The organism is Stenotrophomonas sp. 62841_Sma (assembly GCF_056482945.1).
Window position 1 is genome coordinate 1,435,459 of sequence record NZ_CM151224.1, and the last position, 13,657, is coordinate 1,449,115.

Sequence of the window (13,657 nt, forward strand, 5' to 3'; positions counted from 1 at the left end):
GCTCAGACCTGGCCCGGCGGCAGCAACGGGGGCTGCACGCCGGCCGCGCGCAGCTCGCTGGCGACGATGTCCTGGAAGCTCAGCGTGGGGTTCAGCTCGCACAGCATGCCGACCCGGATCCAGAAGTTGGCCTGGGCGTTGATCGAGCGGCTGGAGACGGTACAGGCACGGCGCAGCTGGTCGTGCAGGGTGTCATCGATGTTGACGATGCCCATGGGATACACCAGAAAAGGGATATATGGATCATATATGATTCATATATTCCCGTTCAAGCCGACCCTCCATCCAGTTTCCGCAGGCGGCGCATCGTTGCCGGCGCTACAGGTTGCCCCAGCGCCGTGTTGAGATCGCACAGTTGCAGATACTCCGCGCGGCTGAGTGCCATGCCGCATTCATCGATATCTGAACAGAGCTGATCCAGCGCCATCGGGATCTCGTTTCGATCCAGCAGATCCAAGGCAATCGCGACGCGCCCCTCGGGCAGGCGATCCATGAGTAGACCGCCTATTGCCCGCAGTCTGGCGCATGCGTCAGTCGTCATCGCGAGGATGGGTGGCGAAGCGCAGACGGTTGCCGTCGGGGTCGACCAGCAGCATCTCGCGGCTGCCCCATTCGGTGTCATGCGGCGGTTGCTCGATCGGCACGTTGGCGGCGCTGAAGGCGCGGTGCAGGGCGTCGACGTCCTCTACGATGAAGTACACCGCGCCGCCGACCTCGCAGTCGCCGCTGTGTTCGGTGAGGAAGATCGTCTGGCCGTCGCGGGTGAGCTGGGCGAACAGCGGGAAGCCGGGTTCGAAGCGGTGTTCCCAGTCGACCACGAAGCCCAGCCCCTGCACGTAGAACGGCAGGGTGGTATCGGCATGGCGCATGCGCAGCTGCGGGATGACGGTCTGGGGCATGGCGAGGGCTCCTGGGGCAGGCGTCCAGTGTAGTGCCGGCCGCTGGCCGGCATCCCCGTGAGCCCGGGAACAATGAGGTTGCCGGCCAGCGGCCGGCACGACCGACGCTGCCTGGGTCTGGTAGTTGCCAACCTTGGTTGGCATTGCCGGCCAGCGGCCGGCACTACCGAAGCCACGCTGGCCAACGGCCGGCACTACCGAAGCCACGCCGGCCAGCGGCCGGCACTACCGAAGCCACGCCGGCCAGCGGCCGGCACTACCGAAGCCACGCCGGCCAGCGGCCGGCACTACCGAAGCCACGCTGGCCAACGGCCGGCATGACCGACGCGGTCAGCAGGCGGTCGGCGCCGCAGCCATCGCCGCCAGCAGTTCGCGGTTCACCTGCTGGTGCCGCGCCTGCCACACTGGTAGATCCTCGGCGCTGACGTCAGGCTGGCCATCCAGCGACGACAGCCAGCACTTGAAGCGGCTCTGGTAGTTGGCCAGCGACACCTCACCGGTGATGTCACTGCCGACCAGGCCGCCGGCACGCAGCGCTTCGATCACCACCAGCGCGTGTTCCAGCTGGAAGCGGCCCTGGTCCCAGTTGCTGCGGGCGACGTCCTCGGCGAACACATCCTTGTCGATCGACAGGTAGGTCGGCTGCGGCGACTTGGCCTGCTCGGCAGCGAACGCAGCCACCAGCGCTTCGGGATGCTCGAAACGGCGGAAGGCGTGGCCCATGCCGAGACGATGCCCCCAGCCCACGTCCACGTCCATGCACCAGTACGTCAGCCGGCCGCTCATCAGCGGGCGCCAGTGGTTCTCCCAGGCATGGCCGAGGCCGATGTCGCTGGAGGTGATGCCGAGCACGTGGATGTGCGAGATCTGCGGCAGCTTGCTGGCGGCGTTCACCCACGACCCGCAGTGCATGCCGAACGGGAAGCGCATGTTGTCCGGATGGTTGTCCAGCACCACCAGCTGGAACGGCGCCTGCGTGCGCATGCGCTGCAGCAGCGGCAGGCTGAGGTGGTGGAAGTCGCCACTGCCGAGCATTACCGTGCCGAGCTGGGCCGGCAACGGTGCCAGCACTTCAGTGGCGAAACGGTTCAGGGTGGCATTGCGGCAGGCGAAGCGCAGTGGATCGTGCCATTGCGGCAGGGCCAGGGTCTGCGCCTGGGGCAGCGGCAGCACGCCACCGTCCAGGTCCAGGATCAGCGGGGAACGCAATGGCATCGTTCAGCCGCCTCCGTCCGGTTCGCCCTGCAGGTACGGGGCCAGCCTGCGCAGGGCTGCACGCAGCAGCGGGGAACGGGCGTGGATCGCATGCCGGGTGGAGGTGAAGCTGGCACCCAGTTCGGCCTTGATCCGCGAATCGGTCCAGCCGGCCACGTAGTGGCTCAGGCTGTGCTGCAGCGCGTATTCGAGGTTGTGCATCCAGCTCACCGCGTACAGGTTGTGCTCGCGGGACTGCGGGTAGGCCAGGCCGATGTACTTGTCCACCAGCTTGCCCGCATGCACGTAACACAGGTTCCAGCCGATCAGCTGGCCCTGGTGGCGGTACAGGAACATCCGTCCCTGGCCCTGGCTGTCGGCCAGAAGATGCTGGAAGTAGGGCAGGTCGAGCTGGTCGAAATGCACCGCGCTCTGCGCGTACACGCCCAGGTACAAGGCATACAGTTCGGCCTGGAGCTGCGGGTCGGCCAGGGCCGGATCGCCGGTGGCGATGCAGTCGATCTGCAGGTCGTCGCGCGAGCGCAGCTTGCGCCGGATGTTCTTGCGGCGCGAAGACGACAGGCGGCCGAGATAGCCATCGATCGAATCGAAATCGATCGCCACCCAGGCCAGCGGCATGCCTTCCAGTTCGACGAAGCCGCGTGCCAGCAATGCCTGCAGGAAGGCACCGCTGTGTGCGTTGGCCGCGTCGTCCAGCAGCGGCGAATCGATGGCCAGGTCCTTGACCACCAGCAGGCGGGTATCGCCGATCGCGTGACGCGTCACGTCCTCAGCCAATGCTTCTGGTGCGACGTGCGCGGGCAGCGGGGTGTACTCGGTGCTGGTGGCACCGACGAAGCGGGTCTTCCAGATGATCCAGGGCCGCCACAGGCGCGACAGCGGCAGGCCAAGCAGCTTGCCGCGCAGGTCGTCGTCCATGGTGGTGGTCAGATCCAGCGGCGCACGGAAGGTCGGCAGGCCGCTGGGAAGGCGGCCTGCCTCGAACCCGAGCGGCGGGTGGGCCAGGAAGCCCTCCAGCAGCGCGGCCGGTTCCAGCGCGGTGCTGGATGCGCGTGACGTCATTTCCATCGGCACGGGAACCGGCAGCGCATCGGACCTCAGCCCTTGGCCTTGGTCAGCGCCTGGTCAAGCAGGGTGATCGCCAGGTCGATCTCTTCGTAGCTGATGTCCAGCGACGGCGCGAAGGTGATCACGTTCTTGTACCAGCCACCCACGTCGAGCACGAGGCCCATGCGCTTGCCGTCGTGCAGCAGGTCACCGGCCAGGCCGATGTCGACCATGCGGTCCAGCAGTTCCTTGTTCGGCGTGTAGCCGTCGGTCTGGCAGATTTCCGCGCGCAGGGCCAGGCCCAGGCCGTCGACGTCGCCGATTTCCGGGTGGCGCTTCTGCAGGCCACGCAGGCCATCGAGGAAGTACGCGCCCTTTTCCGGCACGGTGCGCTCGTAATCCATTTCCTTGCCCAGCTTCAGCACTTCCAGGCCCAGGCGGGTGCCCAGCGGGTTGGAGTTGAAGGTGGAGTGGGTGGAGCCCGGCGGGAACACGGTCGGGTTGATCAGCTCTTCGCGCGCCCACAGGCCCGACAGCGGGTTCAGGCCGTTGGTCAGCGCCTTGCCGAACACCAGCACGTCCGGGGTAACGCCGAAGTGCTCGATGGCCCACAGCTTGCCGGTGCGCCAGAAGCCCATCTGGATTTCATCGACGACCATCAGGATGCCGTACTTGTCCAGCACGCGCTTGAGGCCGGTGAAGAAGTTGCGCGGCGGGATGACGTAGCCGCCGGTGCCCTGGATCGGTTCGACATAGAACGCGGCGTACTCCGCCTGGCCGACCTTGGGATCCCACACGCCGTTGTATTCGCTTTCGAACAGGCGCTCGAACTGCCACACGCAATGGTCGGAATACTCTTCCGGGGTCATGCCCTTCGGGCGACGGAAGGGGTACGGGAACGGAATGAACATCGCGCGCTCGCCGAAGTGGCCGTAGCGGCGGCGGTAGCGGTAGCTGGAGGTGATCGACGACGCACCCAGGGTACGGCCGTGGTAACCACCCTCGAAGGCGAACATCAGGCTCTTGCCGCCACGCGCGTTGCGCACGATCTTCAGCGAGTCTTCAATGGCCTGCGCGCCGCCGACGTTGAAATGCACGCGGCCGTCGAGGCCGAACTTCTCGTGCATGTCCACGGCAATGGTCTTGGCCAGCTGCACGCGGGTCGGGTGCAGGTACTGGCTGGCGACCTGCGGCAGGGTGTCGATCTGGTCCTTCAGCGCGTCGTTCAGGCGCTTGTTGCTGTAGCCGAAGTTGCAGGCCGAGTACCACATCTGCAGGTCGAGGTAGGGCACGCCCGCACCGTCGAACATGTAGCTGCCTTCGCCGCGCTGGAAGATCTTCGGCGGGTCGACGTAGTGGACGGTATCGCCGAAGGAACTGTAGCGGGCTTCGTCGGCCAGCAGCTGCGCGTCGGAGGCGGCGGCGTCGGCGTTCTTGTCAAAAATGTTCATGCAGTTCGGTTCCGTGAAGGACGTTCGAAAGAGGTAGCGGGGGCGTGCTTGGAAGGGAGTGCTCAGGCGGTGGCCAGCAGCAGGGGCAGTACGGCGGGCTGCGGGCTGGCGTCGATACGACGTGGCTGCAGCAGGCTGCCATCGAGCAAGCGCGGCAGCAGTGCGATTGCATCGTGGAAGGTATCGATGGCGGCATGCTCGATGCCGGCATGGGTGCAATGGGTGATCAGGCGACGCTTGGCGAACACGAAGTCGGCATCTTCGGAGACGCAGAAATCCGAACTGCCATCGCCGATCATCAGCACACGCGGTGCTTCGTTGGCGCGCGCCTGCGCAGCGCAGGTGCACTTGCAGGTGCCGCTGCGGCAGCCTTCGGCCTGGTAGGGCGATTCCAGTTCCCAGTGGTCATCGCACCAGCGCAGGTGGTTGGCCACCACCGGCAGTCGCGACAGGCCGTGGTTGGCGAGGATGCGGTTGATCGCATAGTCCAGGCCGTCGCTGACGATGCGCAGCGGCACGCCCAGCTGTTCGGCACGGCTGACAAAGGCGGCAAAGCCCGGATCGATCTGCACCTGGTCCAGGTGGGCGTCGAGCATGGCCGGGTCCAGCTTCAGCAGCCTGACCTGGCCCTGCATGCATTCGCGCGAGCCGATCTTTCCCGCTTTCCACTGGTCTTCCAGTTCCTGCCAGCCCGGCTGGCCGTATTTCTCCAGCAGCGAGTCGATGACATCTTCGAGGCTGATGGTGCCGTCGAAGTCACACAGGATGCTCCAGTGCATGGGCAGGTCCGTCGATGAAAGGAACGTCCGGCGCGATGCCGGGGCAGGCTCAATGTAGGCAGGCAGCCTTTCTCGTTCCTTTCCTGTTGAAAGCCTGCATTGCAGGGCGCGGAAAGCGTTCAGGAAGGTGCATGGATGAATGCGCGGGGCGCACTCCATCCGTGCGTCCTGGCGTCACGCGCGGGCCAGTGCCCGCAGTATTTCGGCGGTCTCTTCACGGGTCTGCCAGGCGCTGTTGCCGAGGGTCAGCATGCGTGCGGCGAAGTCGCGTGCGTTGGGCATGTCGTCCTGCGGCACGATGCCGCGCAGGTAGGCGTAGCCGGGCAGGGCATGGATGAACATGCGGCTGGCGCCAAGCCCGCGTGGCCACAAGTCCTTCAGTACCGCATCGCGGGCGCGTTGGCTGGGCAGCAGCAGCATCAACAGTGGCCAGGTGCCACCGCTACCGGCCAGCCCATCGACCACCTCAACGGCGGGCAGCTGTGCCAGCTGCACCCGCAGCTGCAACGCACGCAGCCGACCGGCCTGAAGGAATGCCGGCAAGCGCCGCGCGGCATGCGCGCCGATGTTCTGCCGCCACTGGCTGACCCGGTGCTGCGGGATATCCAGCGGGAAAATGTCACCGACCGCATCTTCCAGATCGCCACGCTGAAGCGCATTGCGCAGTGGATTGCCATACACCAGTGACAGCAGCGAAGGGCGATAGCAGGCAGCAAGGCCCAGCAACTGCACGCTGCGCAGCAGCTCCCAGCGCAGGCTGGAGCGAACGTGCTGGACGGCATGTTCGGCCAGCGCAGCACGCAGTTCGTCATCGCGGCTGACCAGCAGGCCGCCTTCATGCAGGCTCAGGCCCTTGCCGGCGGCCAGGCTGAAGAATCCGATATCGCCGCGCAGGCCGACACTGCTGTTGCCGACCCGTGCGCCGAGTGCCTGCGCGGCATCTTCGATCACCCAGGTGCCGGCGTTGCGGGCGACTTCGCAGGCCAGCTCGACATCGGCAATGCGCCCGCCCAGGTGGGTGGGCAGGATCGCCAGCGTGCGCGCATCGGCCAGCCGCTTGAGCTGGCCGGGGTCGAAGTCGAAATGACCGCGCCGGGTATCGCACAACTGCACGCGCAGGCCCAGGCTGTGCACCGCGATCGGCACCAGCGGGCAGGTATAGGCCGGCATGATCACGGTGTCGCGCTTTGGCGCACGCTTGCGCAGCGTGCGCAGGGCGATCAGCAGCGCGTGCGTGCCGGAACAGGTCAGCTGCAGCGGCGGTGTGCCGAGCTGGCTGGCCAGGATGTCACGCAGGTCGCCGCCACCGGGAAGGAAATCGCTGGCCTGCATCGGCAGGCCGGCGGTTGGTGGCAGTTCGCGCGCGAACAGGCTCATCGCAGCGCGCTCACGGGGTGCTTTCGGCAGGGCTGTGCGGGTCGTCCGCCTCGGCGCGGCCGAGGCAGACGATGCCGGCCACGATCAGTACCGCACCGAGCAGATGGTGGAGGGTCAGCGGCTCGTTCAACAGCCACGCCGACAGCAGCAGCACGCTGATCACTTCCAGGTGCGAGGCAGCAAAGGCGGGACCGATCGGCGCATGGCGCAGCAGGCTCATCCAGGTGAAGAATGCACCCACGTAGCCGAGGATGGCGCCGTAAACCCACGGCTGCGACAGCACGCGCAGCAGCCAGGCGGTGTTGGCCTCGACCGGCAACGCGGCGTCACCGGCGTACTTGAAGCACAGCTGGGCCAGCGTGTCGAACGCCATCAGCAGCGGGAAGCCGATCACATACAGGCGCCTCATGAGCCGGCCCCCACCACGGCTACGCCGGCGGTGACCAGCAGCATGCCGGTCACCCGCAGCGGCGTGAGTTTCTCGCGGAACAGGAAACGGCCGGCGATCATCAGCGCGACGATGTTGATCGAACCCAGCAGCACGCCCTTGGACAGCGGCACCAGCGACAGGAACGCGATCCAGGCGACGAACTCAAGCACGTAGCAGGCGATGCCGATCCACAGCCAGGGACGGCTGAGCATGTGTTTCCAGCGCTGCAGTCCTTCGCCCTCCTGCGGGTCGCTGGCGGCGGCCTTGAAGGCGAGCTGGCCACCGGTATCGAGCACGACATTGGCCAGCCACAGCAGCGTGGCAAGTGCCCCCATGTCAGGCCACCGCCTTGAGCACGCCAGTGCGTTCACCGATTTCGGTGAAGAAGCGCGCGCTGCGGCGGATCACATCGCGGCGTTCGCGGTCGATGGTGATCATGTGGTAACTGTCTTCCAGCACCACCAGTTCCTTCGGGCCGCTGACCCGCGACATCACCAGCTCGGCGTTGCCCATGCTGGCCACGTCGTCCTCGCGGGCGTGCATCACCAGGCACGGCGCGGTGACCTGGTGCAGGTGGCGGCGGGTCCAGTTGCTCAGCGCGCGCATTTCGGCCAGGGCGTGCCAGGGGTTGCCCGGCAGGCCGGCGGCGGCGCTGTCGCCGGACAGCATGGCGGCACTGACCTGTGCACGCAGGCGCTCGTCACGCAGGCCGTACGGCGGTTCTTCCATGAACATGCGGTCGCGGCCGATGTTGAAGCGCTTGAACCACGGCAGCAGGAACGAGAAGCGGGCCACGGCGGGGATGTTCCAGCCGTCATAGCGGAAGGTGGCGCCGTACACGCCGACCCCGGACACCCACTCGGGGCGACGTGCAGCCAGTGCCAGCGACAGCACCGCGCCCATCGACAGGCCGCCGACGAACAGCTGGTCGACCTTGCCGCGCAGGGTTGCCGCCGCATCTTCCACGCCCTGGTACCACTGTTCCCAGGTGGTCGCCAGCAGGTCATCCACGCTGCCGCAATGGCCGGGCAGCTGCACGCCGTGCACGGTGAAACCGGCGTTGTTCAGCCCTTTGCCCAGCATGCGCATTTCCGCCGGGGTGCCGGTCAGGCCATGGACCAGCAGCACGCCCTGTGGGCCACCGGGGAGGAAGAAGTCGTGCGATTCGGTCACCTGGCGGCTCCGGGACGGCAGTGGGGATGGCAGGATCGCAAGCGCGATTTTCGCCAGCCTTTCAGCGCCCCGGGCCGGGTCAGGGCGCCTTCAGCAGCGGCAGCGTGATGGCGACCTTCAGTCCGCCACCTGGGCGGTTCAGGAAGCTCAGGCGGCCGCCGAAGTGCTCCACCGCCTCGTGCGCGATGGCCAGGCCGAGGCCGGTGCCGCTGGCAGCGGTGCCCGGCGCCCGGAAGAAGCGCTCGCCCAGCCGTGGCATCACGTCGTCGGGCACACCAGGGCCGTTGTCTTCCACATACAGTTCGACATCATTGTCGTCCAGCGCGTGCACGCCCACCGTGACGGTTGCATTGCGGCCGGCATAACGCAGGGCGTTGTCGATCAGGTTGTCCAGCGCTTCCTGCAGCATGGCGCCGTTGCCCAGTACACGCAGCGGATGGGGACTGCCGCGGTAGCCCAGATCGATGCCATCGCGGATCGCCTCCGGTACGCGCATGCCGACCCACTGCGGTACCAGCTCGCACAGGTCCAGTGCCTCCACGGTATCGGGCACGGTCTGCGCCCGGCTCAGTGCCAGCAGCTGGGTGCTGACCCGGGCGGTGCGCTGGTTGAGCCGGCGGATGTGCTGCAGCGCCTCGCGCACTGTATCGGGGTCGCCATGTGCCAGCGCCTGGTCCACGTGCAGGGCCATGCCCGCCAGCGGCGAACGCAGCTGGTGCGCGGCATCGGCGATGAAACGGTTCTGCAGGGTGATCATTTCCGCCTGGCGGGCAAACAGATCATCGATGGTGCTGATCAGTGGCTGGATCTCCTCTGGCACGTCGGCATCGGAGATCGGCGCCAGTTCGCCGCGGCGCTGGGCCAGGCGGGTCCTCAGCGGGGTCAGGATACGCAGGCCATAGGTCACGCCGAACCAGACCAGCGCTGCGGTACCCAGCGCCAGCATGGTCATCAGCGGGATGATGATCATCAGGATCTCGCGCGCACGCTGCCGGCGGTCAGCCATGCTCTCGGCCACGGTCACCGCCAGCTGGTCCTGCGGATCGTTCATCGCCTGCGTGCAGACGGTGGCCATGCGCACCTGCTGGCCATTGAGGTTGCCGTCGTACAGCGCCGGATGCACGCCGGTGCAGTCCTGCGAAGGGGCGTACGGGCTGAAGTCTGCATTGCCGCTGAGCGTACCCATGCGGCTGCTGTCGACGTTGAAGTAGCGATGGCCGTCGGGGTCGTACTCGATCAGGAAGCGCGCCTGCGGAGACAGGTCGCTGGTCACCGGCATGGTGCTCAGCATCTGCGCGAACGAATGCGTGTCGTCGATCAGGTTGCGGTCGTGGATGCGGTTGGAATAGTCCAGCGCAACGTAGTAGGCCAGGATCGTGTTGAAGGTGAGCAGGCCCAGCATCGGCAACGCCAGGAAGGCGAGCAGGCGCCGGCGCAGGCTGGGTGGTCCACTGATCACGGGGCGCTGTCGTCCTGCGCGTCTTCCAGCATGTAGCCCAGCCCGCGCACGGTGCGGATGCCCATGCCGCCGGGCTGCAGCTTGCGGCGCAGGCGGTGCAGGGCGATGTCCAGGCCGTTGTCGGTGAGGTCCTGGCCCCAGTCGCACAGCGCTTCCACCAGTTGCGCGCGCGACACGATGCGCTCGGCGCGTACCGCCAGTGCCGACAGCAGGCCGAACTCGCGCGCGGTCAGTTCCAGCGACTGGTCGTCGATCCACACCCGGTGCCCGGCCAGATCGATACGCAGGCGGCCGATGCGCAGGTCCGGGTTGCCATTGCTGGTGACCCGCCGCAGCTGCGCACGCACGCGTGCTTCGAACTCGTCCAGCGCGAACGGCTTGACCAGGTAGTCATCGGCGCCCAGGTCGAGCACGCGCACGCGCTCGGCCAGGCCGTCGCGGGCGGTCACCACCAGCACCGCCAGGCCATCGCCGCGCTGGCGCAGGCGCTGCAGCACATCGCGGCCATCCAGCTGAGGCAGGCCCAGGTCCAGCACCAGCAATGCGTACTGGGTCGAGCCCAGTGCCGCGTCGGCGTGCGCACCGTTGTCGACGTGGTCAACCACGTGCCCCTGCCGGCGCAGCGAGGCGCACAGGCCGGAGGCGATATCCGGGTCGTCTTCAGCAATCAGAACGCGCATGCGCGGGGGCTCCTGTAACGGTCAGGCCCACCGGATGGACGGGGTGGGCCTCTCTCGGCTGCCGAGGGTAGCCGCAAACCGGGTGAAGGTGGAGCGCGCCGCCGCCGCCCGGTGCCGTCGCGCTGTCCCTTCATTCAGTCCTGCAGGCCCGGCTCACCTGGCGCCAACGGCACCCGCGAGCCGTCCAGCAGGCCACGGCTGAGCCTGCCATCCTCGATGAACAGCAGTTCGCCGTTCTCGCCGTTCTTGATGCTGCTGTCGATGGCGATCACGCGGTCGCCATGGAAGCTGCTGACGTGTGGCATCGAGGTGTGGCCGACCACGATGCGTTTGAGCTGCAGGCGGTCGAGTACGGTCTGCACCCCCGCGGTGTCGAGGTGGCCATCGAAGTAGCCGCGGTACCAGATCGGGCTGGTCTTGCCGTCATACAGCGGTGCGGTGGCCGGGTCGGCCTTTACTTCGGCCTTTGGCAGGCCCAGTGACGCCTGGTAGGCCGCATTGGTGCGCGCCGGGTCCAGCGCCAGCTGCACTGCCTCGGGCGAAATGCCGCCGTGCAGGAACAGGGTGTCGCCGATCTTCAGCAGCACCGGGCGGGTGCGCAGCCACTGCCCGATCACCGAATCGGCACCGTACAGCTGCGGGTAGCTGCGGCCGAGCAGCTGCGCGCTGCGCAGGTACTTCGGGTTGACGTAGCGCAGGTCGTCGTACAGCACCATGGTTTCGTGGTTGCCGAGCACGAAGTGCACCGCGCCGCCGGCGGCGGCCGCCTGCTGCTGCAGGCCATACAGCAGCCAGAAGGCCTCGGTCACCTGCGGGCCGCGGTCGAACACATCGCCGGCGATGACCAGCGTGTCCTTGCCCAGCGCCCAGCGATCCTGGGCATCGATGACCTGGTGGGCGCGCAGCAGGCGCACCAGCAACCCGTACTGGCCATGGATGTCGGACAGCGCAACGATGCGCGGCACGGCCGGCAGCACGGAAACCGAAGGCGCATTCGGGGCAGCCACGTGCACCGTGTGCTCGTAGCCGCAGCGCGGGGCGATGTCGGTACCTGCGGCCTGCGTGGCAAGCGTGTGCGACTCGACCTTGTCGTCGCAGATCCACTTGGCCTGCAACTGGTCGCCCTGGCGGAACACATAGGGGCCATCGGCCTGCACGTGGTCGGCGGGCGCGGCAACCTCGCGGGCCTGCGTGGTTGCTGTGGCGCAGGCCAGCAGCGGCAACAGCAGGGCGGTCAGCAGGGAAGGGCGATCGCGCGACAACGGCGGCATCCAGTGGCGGAAAGACCCGATGCTAACCGGCGCGGGTGTTCGTCGGTGTGCGCGAATGGGCGGATCAGGTGTCGCGCCCGCCGTCCCTGAGCTTGCGCACGCGGGTGGCGGTGGGCTGAAGTGGCTGGCCGTCGCGCCCGCGCGGCTGCATGTAGGGCAGCGGCCGCCGCGTCGCCGATTCGATCAGCTGTGAATGGGCTTCACCGGCCTCGAAGCGATGGCGTTCCGCCCATTGGCGCAGCGCGACCAGCAGCGGGAACAGTTCCTGGCCAGCGGCGGTGAGCACGTATTCCTGGTAGGCCGATCCATCGGAGGCCGGCTGCAGCTGCAGGATGCCGGCCTCTACCAGCCGGCGCAGGCGGTCGCTGAGGATGTTGCGGGCCGCGCCGAGGCTGCGCTGGAAGTCGCCAAAGCGGGTGATGCCATCGAAGGCATCGCGGATGACCAGCAACGCCCAGCGGTCGCCGAGCAGGTCGGCGCTGCGGGCGACGGGGCAGGGGCTGTCGGCGTGCATGGTGGACCTCTCTGATGTGGTTGCAGTTTAAAACCAATGGCAGTAGCCTGCATCAAGTTTCAAATTGCAACCACGTCATGAGTGCCACATCGCTTCCCCGCCCGCTGCTGGTCCTGCTTGCGGTTGCCGCCGGCGCCAGCGTCGCCAACGTCTACTACGCGCAGCCGCTGCTGGATCAGCTTGCACGCGCCTTTGCGCTGGACCGGGCCGTGGCCGGCGCGGTGCTGGCTGCTACCCAGGCCGGTAGCGTGCTGGCGTTGCTTGGCCTGCTGCCGCTGGCGGACCGTGGTGACCGGCGACGCCTGCTGCGGCTGCAGTTGATCGCATTGGTGCTGGCGCTGCTGTGGCTGGCAGCGTCACGCACGGCGGGCTGGCTGTTGTCGGGCATGCTGCTGGCCGGCTTGCTGGGCACGGCGCTGACCCAGGGCCTGATCGCCTATACCGCCATGCTGGCACCGCCCGAGCAGCGCGGTCGCGTGGTCGGTGTGGTGCAGGGCGGCGTGTTCATCGGCCTGCTGCTGGCGCGCGTGGTGTCCGGTACGGTGGCGGCGGCCTTTGGCTGGCAGATGGTCTACCTGTTGTCAGCGATGGTGGTGGCGGGGTTGGCGGCGCTGCTGTGGCGGCGCCTGCCCCCAGTACCGGTGCCGTCGGTTCCCCCACGCTGGCGCGAGCTGCTGGGCTCGATGCTGGGCATGCTGCGCCGCGATCGAACGCTGCGCGAACGCGGGCCGCTGGCACTGCTGCTGTTTGCCGGCCTCAATGTGTTCTGGGCGGCGGCACCCTTGCCGCTCTCGGCGCCACCGCTGCATTGGTCGACCGCCGCCATCGGTGCACTGGGCCTGGCCGGGGTGATCGGTGCGCTGCTGGCGGCGCGGGTAGGGCACTGGATGGACCGTGGTTTCGCGCATCCGGTCAGCGTCGGTGCGCTGTTGTTGATGCTGGTTGCGTGGTGGCCCTTGCTGGGCCTGCCGCAGTCGCTGTCGTTGCTGCTGTTGGGCGTGATTGTGCTCGACCTGGGTGGGCAGGCACTGCACGTATCAAACCAGGCATTGCTGCTGCGCGCGCCGGCTGAACAGCATGGACGCCTGGTGGCTTTGTACATGCTGTTCTATGCGGTGGGCAGTGGTGCCGGTGCAGCGGCCGGGCCGTGGATGCAGGCGCGCCATGGCTGGCCGGCGGTATGCCTGTTGGGGGCGGGCATCGCGTTGCTGGCGCTGCTCTGGTGGGCAGCGTGGCGGATGGTGGCGGTGAAAGCAGCGGCCGGCGGCCGTATCGGTAGTGCCGGCGGTCAGTAGAGTCGACTGTCAGTCGACTGCTCTTCGCCCTGCGTGCGAAAAACCCCGCGGTGCGCGCGATAGTCGA

General features: G+C 67.5%; 16 protein-coding genes. 1 reads left to right on the forward strand and 15 read right to left on the reverse strand.

Annotation, left to right across the window (positions count from 1 at the left end):
• Positions 1-2 precede the first annotated feature (2 nt).
• From ACZK5G_RS06745 to ACZK5G_RS06815, 15 genes are all read right to left on the reverse strand, one after another.
• On the reverse strand, positions 3-215 hold the full coding sequence (locus ACZK5G_RS06745) for a ParD-like family protein (RefSeq protein ID WP_005412680.1): 213 nt from the start codon (positions 213-215) through the stop codon (positions 3-5).
• 53 nt (positions 216-268) lie between these two features.
• A complete protein-coding gene (locus tag ACZK5G_RS06750; RefSeq protein ID WP_049399619.1) occupies positions 269-493 on the reverse strand; it encodes a MafI family immunity protein in 225 nt (74 codons plus the stop codon).
• 37 nt (positions 494-530) lie between these two features.
• A complete protein-coding gene (locus tag ACZK5G_RS06755; RefSeq protein ID WP_134951308.1) occupies positions 531-899 on the reverse strand; it encodes a bleomycin resistance protein in 369 nt (122 codons plus the stop codon).
• Between the two features lie 330 nt (positions 900-1,229).
• On the reverse strand, positions 1,230-2,114 hold the full coding sequence (locus tag ACZK5G_RS06760) for an arginase family protein (protein WP_478465784.1): 885 nt from the start codon (positions 2,112-2,114) through the stop codon (positions 1,230-1,232).
• A gap of 3 nt (positions 2,115-2,117) precedes the next feature.
• Complete coding sequence (locus ACZK5G_RS06765; RefSeq protein ID WP_478465786.1) at positions 2,118-3,182, reverse strand: GNAT family N-acetyltransferase; 1,065 nt, start codon at positions 3,180-3,182, stop codon at positions 2,118-2,120.
• 29 nt (positions 3,183-3,211) lie between these two features.
• Positions 3,212-4,612 (reverse strand): aspartate aminotransferase family protein, encoded by a 1,401-nt coding sequence (locus ACZK5G_RS06770; protein ID WP_032127529.1) that lies wholly within the window; start codon positions 4,610-4,612, stop codon positions 3,212-3,214.
• A 62-nt stretch (positions 4,613-4,674) separates the two neighbouring features.
• Positions 4,675-5,391 (reverse strand): MtnX-like HAD-IB family phosphatase, encoded by a 717-nt coding sequence (locus ACZK5G_RS06775; RefSeq protein WP_478465788.1) that lies wholly within the window; start codon positions 5,389-5,391, stop codon positions 4,675-4,677.
• A 174-nt stretch (positions 5,392-5,565) separates the two neighbouring features.
• Complete coding sequence (locus ACZK5G_RS06780) at positions 5,566-6,768, reverse strand: DegT/DnrJ/EryC1/StrS family aminotransferase (RefSeq protein ID WP_107432640.1); 1,203 nt, start codon at positions 6,766-6,768, stop codon at positions 5,566-5,568.
• Between the two features lie 10 nt (positions 6,769-6,778).
• Positions 6,779-7,177, reverse strand: a complete 399-nt coding sequence (locus ACZK5G_RS06785) for a DMT family transporter (protein ID WP_032127526.1) — start codon at positions 7,175-7,177, stop codon at positions 6,779-6,781.
• On the reverse strand, positions 7,174-7,533 hold the full coding sequence (locus ACZK5G_RS06790; RefSeq protein ID WP_012479558.1) for an EamA family transporter: 360 nt from the start codon (positions 7,531-7,533) through the stop codon (positions 7,174-7,176). Before ACZK5G_RS06790 ends, ACZK5G_RS06785 begins: the two co-directional genes overlap by 4 nt.
• A 1-nt stretch (position 7,534) precedes the next feature.
• The gene (locus tag ACZK5G_RS06795; RefSeq protein WP_010483180.1) at positions 7,535-8,371 is read right to left on the reverse strand and encodes an alpha/beta hydrolase; all 837 of its coding nucleotides are present in this window, start codon (positions 8,369-8,371) and stop codon (positions 7,535-7,537) included.
• Between the two features lie 79 nt (positions 8,372-8,450).
• Positions 8,451-9,830, reverse strand: a complete 1,380-nt coding sequence (locus ACZK5G_RS06800; protein ID WP_005412674.1) for a sensor histidine kinase — start codon at positions 9,828-9,830, stop codon at positions 8,451-8,453.
• Positions 9,827-10,510 carry a response regulator gene (locus ACZK5G_RS06805; protein WP_014646433.1) on the reverse strand — a complete coding sequence of 228 codons (684 nt, stop codon included), beginning with the start codon at positions 10,508-10,510 and terminating at the stop codon, positions 9,827-9,829. Before ACZK5G_RS06805 ends, ACZK5G_RS06800 begins: the two co-directional genes overlap by 4 nt.
• Before the next feature lie 134 nt (positions 10,511-10,644).
• Entirely contained in the window at positions 10,645-11,772 is a 1,128-nt protein-coding gene (locus tag ACZK5G_RS06810) for a metallophosphoesterase (protein WP_478465790.1), read from the reverse strand.
• Positions 11,773-11,845: 73 nt separating this feature from the next.
• Positions 11,846-12,295: a winged helix-turn-helix transcriptional regulator gene (locus tag ACZK5G_RS06815; RefSeq protein WP_478465792.1), complete on the reverse strand. Its 450-nt coding sequence runs from the start codon at positions 12,293-12,295 to the stop codon at positions 11,846-11,848.
• A 77-nt stretch (positions 12,296-12,372) separates the two neighbouring features.
• Here ACZK5G_RS06815 and ACZK5G_RS06820 point away from each other — a divergent pair, with 77 nt between their 5' ends.
• Positions 12,373-13,590, forward strand: a complete 1,218-nt coding sequence (locus ACZK5G_RS06820) for an MFS transporter (RefSeq protein WP_478465794.1) — start codon at positions 12,373-12,375, stop codon at positions 13,588-13,590.
• Positions 13,591-13,657: the final 67 nt, after the last annotated feature.

Excerpts from the sequence above, each read along its gene's own strand:
- ACZK5G_RS06755 (WP_134951308.1), bottom strand. The coding sequence starts at position 899 with ATGCCCCAGACCGTCATCCCGCAGCTGCGCATGCGCCATGCCGATACC.
- ACZK5G_RS06745 (WP_005412680.1), bottom strand. The coding sequence starts at position 215 with ATGGGCATCGTCAACATCGATGACACCCTGCACGACCAGCTGCGCCGT.
- ACZK5G_RS06760 (WP_478465784.1), bottom strand. The coding sequence starts at position 2,114 with ATGCCATTGCGTTCCCCGCTGATCCTGGACCTGGACGGTGGCGTGCTG.
- ACZK5G_RS06785 (WP_032127526.1), bottom strand. The coding sequence starts at position 7,177 with ATGAGGCGCCTGTATGTGATCGGCTTCCCGCTGCTGATGGCGTTCGAC.
- ACZK5G_RS06790 (WP_012479558.1), bottom strand. The coding sequence starts at position 7,533 with ATGGGGGCACTTGCCACGCTGCTGTGGCTGGCCAATGTCGTGCTCGAT.
- ACZK5G_RS06765 (WP_478465786.1), bottom strand. The coding sequence starts at position 3,182 with ATGGAAATGACGTCACGCGCATCCAGCACCGCGCTGGAACCGGCCGCG.
- ACZK5G_RS06750 (WP_049399619.1), bottom strand. The coding sequence starts at position 493 with ATGGATCGCCTGCCCGAGGGGCGCGTCGCGATTGCCTTGGATCTGCTG.
- ACZK5G_RS06770 (WP_032127529.1), bottom strand. The coding sequence starts at position 4,612 with ATGAACATTTTTGACAAGAACGCCGACGCCGCCGCCTCCGACGCGCAG.
- ACZK5G_RS06775 (WP_478465788.1), bottom strand. The coding sequence starts at position 5,391 with ATGCACTGGAGCATCCTGTGTGACTTCGACGGCACCATCAGCCTCGAA.
- ACZK5G_RS06815 (WP_478465792.1), bottom strand. The coding sequence starts at position 12,295 with ATGCACGCCGACAGCCCCTGCCCCGTCGCCCGCAGCGCCGACCTGCTC.
- ACZK5G_RS06820 (WP_478465794.1), top strand. The coding sequence starts at position 12,373 with ATGAGTGCCACATCGCTTCCCCGCCCGCTGCTGGTCCTGCTTGCGGTT.
- ACZK5G_RS06805 (WP_014646433.1), bottom strand. The coding sequence starts at position 10,510 with ATGCGCGTTCTGATTGCTGAAGACGACCCGGATATCGCCTCCGGCCTG.
- ACZK5G_RS06780 (WP_107432640.1), bottom strand. The coding sequence starts at position 6,768 with ATGAGCCTGTTCGCGCGCGAACTGCCACCAACCGCCGGCCTGCCGATG.